3 protein-coding genes are annotated in these 2,629 nt (G+C 59.8%); 2 read left to right on the forward strand and 1 reads right to left on the reverse strand.

Going from position 1 to position 2,629, the window contains the following annotated elements:
• Positions 1 to 138 precede the first annotated feature (138 nt).
• Together ABIZ35_RS22475 and ABIZ35_RS22480 are read left to right on the forward strand one after the other, a co-directional pair.
• Positions 139 to 735, forward strand: a complete 597-nt coding sequence (locus ABIZ35_RS22475; RefSeq protein ID WP_348222169.1) for a DUF5819 family protein — start codon at positions 139 to 141, stop codon at positions 733 to 735.
• Complete coding sequence (locus tag ABIZ35_RS22480; protein WP_348222170.1) at positions 732 to 2,018, forward strand: DCC1-like thiol-disulfide oxidoreductase family protein; 1,287 nt, start codon at positions 732 to 734, stop codon at positions 2,016 to 2,018. Before ABIZ35_RS22475 ends, ABIZ35_RS22480 begins: the two co-directional genes overlap by 4 nt.
• A gap of 2 nt (positions 2,019 to 2,020) precedes the next feature.
• Here ABIZ35_RS22480 and ABIZ35_RS22485 read toward each other — a convergent pair.
• Positions 2,021 to 2,629 (reverse strand): TatD family hydrolase (locus tag ABIZ35_RS22485; RefSeq protein WP_348222171.1); only part of this gene is annotated, 609 nt, incomplete at its 5' end.

The raw sequence follows: 2,629 nt of genomic DNA on the forward strand, positions 1-2,629 counted from the left end.
GTCTCACTTGGGCATATTACCATAAAATCACTTAAATAATAAAGTACTTTGAAATATAAAGTATTTAATTCTCGAATGAGTTCTCTCATTGACCGGTGCAGGAATCGGTGGGGGCGTGGCCGAATTATAGAGATGGCGATGAAAACACAAGATCTCTCAGAGCGGGAAAAGATACGCCTTCGGCGTCAGGAACGGGCGCATTGGGCGGGGTTCGGGCGAATTGTCATCACGGTGTTCGTGCTGTGGCATTTGTTCGCGCTGGTGGTGTGGGCGATGTCGGGGAGTTCCGAGCTGTCACGGCAGTGCATGGTGGTAGTTCGTCCATACATGACGCTGACGGGTTTCAACCAGGGCTGGCTGATGTTCGCGCCGGAGCCGTACAAGCGCAATATCAATGTGGAAGCGCGCGTGCACTACGCGGATGGGACCGAGCGGTCCTGGACCTATCCCCGTATGGAGGAGCTTCCCTACGAAGAGCGGTATCGCAGCGAGCGTTATCGTAAGTATGTCGAGGTGGCGCATCAAGAGGGGTACAGCTACCTGTGGCATTCGATGGCGCTTTACGCCGCGCGCGTCAACAACGACCGCCCTGGCTCGCCGCCGGTGGTGGTGGAGCTCGTTCGCCATTTTCGCACGCTTCCCGACCTGGAGAAATCTCCTCCGGATACGCCACTGCCGCCGATGGAGACTTACAAGTTTTATACGATCCCCATTCGGCCGGAGGATCTCCGGTGAACCACATATTTCGTGATTGGCGCCGGTTCTGGTTTCGCCCCACCCCCAGTGGTCCACTGGGTCTATTTCGGATCGTGATGGGTTTGCTCGTGCTGGTGAACGCCTGCATTCTGTTCCCCGAGCGTGGCGTCTGGTTCTCGGAGCACGGCGTGCTCACAAGCAATGAAGCAGCGATCTATCAGGCGAACTATACGTCGGGTCCGCGGGTCATCCATTTGCTTCGCAATGCGGGGGATGAGTGGCTGACCGCGTTTTTCGTGATCTTTATCCTGGCGTCGATCTGCATGACGGTGGGGCTGTGGACGCGTCCCTCGATCTTCCTCGTCGCGCTCGGCCTGAACGCCATCCACAACCGCAATCCGATCGTCAATACGACCGGCGGTGACTGTGTCATGCTGGTGATGACGATCTACCTGATGCTGGCGCCGTCGGACGCTTCGTGCTCGCTGGACCGTCTCTGGCGAGTGCTGAAAGGCCGTGAGGGGCGCATCGCTCCCAGGGTTACGCCCTGGGCGCAGCGGATCATGCAGCTTCAGTTGTCCCTGGTCTACGCCTGTACATTTATCGGCAAGGTGCAGGGCAAGGCGTGGGCGAACGGCACGGCGATCTATTACCTGCTGCACCTGCCCGAATTTTATCGCTTCCCAACGCCGCGCATCTTCAGCGAAAACATGCTGATGATCAACGTCATGACCTACTCGGCTCTGGGGATCGAGATGACGCTGGCATGGCTGGTGTGGGTTCCTCGCCTGCGCCTTTACGTGCTGGCGGCGGGCGTGCTGCTGCACCTGAGCATCGAATATACGATGAACATCCCACTGTTCTCGTTTCTGATGATCGCGTCGTACATCCCGTTTCTGACCCAGGACGATTTGACCCATTTCCAGAACTGGCTGGTTCGTACGATCCGCCTGACGCCGCTGAGGCTCGTCTACGACGGCGAGTGTGACTTCTGCCGCTCCGCTCTGCTCTTCGTCCGCTTCTTCGATGTCTTCGGTTTGGTGGAGTTTTTGGATTCGCGCGATCCCGCGCAGCTTGCCCTGGCCCCCGAAGTCAGCGCCAAAGACGCCGAGCTTGCCGCCATCGCGGTCAGTCCCAAGGGGCGCACATACCCCGGCTTCTTCGCCTTCCGGGAGATCGTTCGCCGCACCCCCGCGTTCTGGCTGCTCACGCCGTTCTTGTATATTCCGGGCGTGCCGCAGGCAGGACAGTCGGTTTATAAGTGGGTGACGGAGAATCGGTCTCGGCTGCCGGTGGCGCCAAGATATAAGGTGAAGGCGTAATCCTAAACCCGGAATACAAACCGCGCGTTTTCAGTGGTTACTTGTGCGACTTCGTTCGGCAAAATCCCTCTCGCTTCCGAAACGATCTCGGCGACCGCAGTGAGATAAGAAGGCTCGTTGCGTTTGCCGCGCCAGCGCTGCGGGGCGAGGTAGGGGCAGTCGGTTTCCAGCAGCAGCCGGTCCAGCGGGGCGTAGCCGATCGCCTCGCGCAATGAGCCGGATTTTTTGTAGGTGGCGACGCCGCCGATCCCCAGCCAGCAGCCGGCGTCCAGGCAGGCGCGCGCGGCTTCCGTATCCCCCGTAAAGCAGTGCATGATGACCGGAGCCGTAGGGGCTGACTCGCGAAGAATGCGCAGGACGTCTTCCTGGGCGTCGCGGCAGTGGATGATCAAGGGGAGGCGGGGATCGAGCGACGCGGCGAAGGCGATCTGCTCGGCGAAGACCTGCTGCTGTCGATCGCGGGGCTGGGTGTCCCAGTGGTAATCGAGGCCGATCTCGCCGTAGGCGGCCACGCGATGCTGGGGGGCATCCCAAAGTCCGTGCAGCTCGGCTTGCGATTGCGGGGTCCATTCCTGAGCGGATTCGGGGTGTACGCCGATTGCGGCGTACAC

Origin of the sequence: Capsulimonas sp. (assembly GCF_039929585.1) — a bacterium.
Taxonomy (GTDB): Bacteria; Armatimonadota; Armatimonadia; order Armatimonadales; family Capsulimonadaceae; genus Capsulimonas.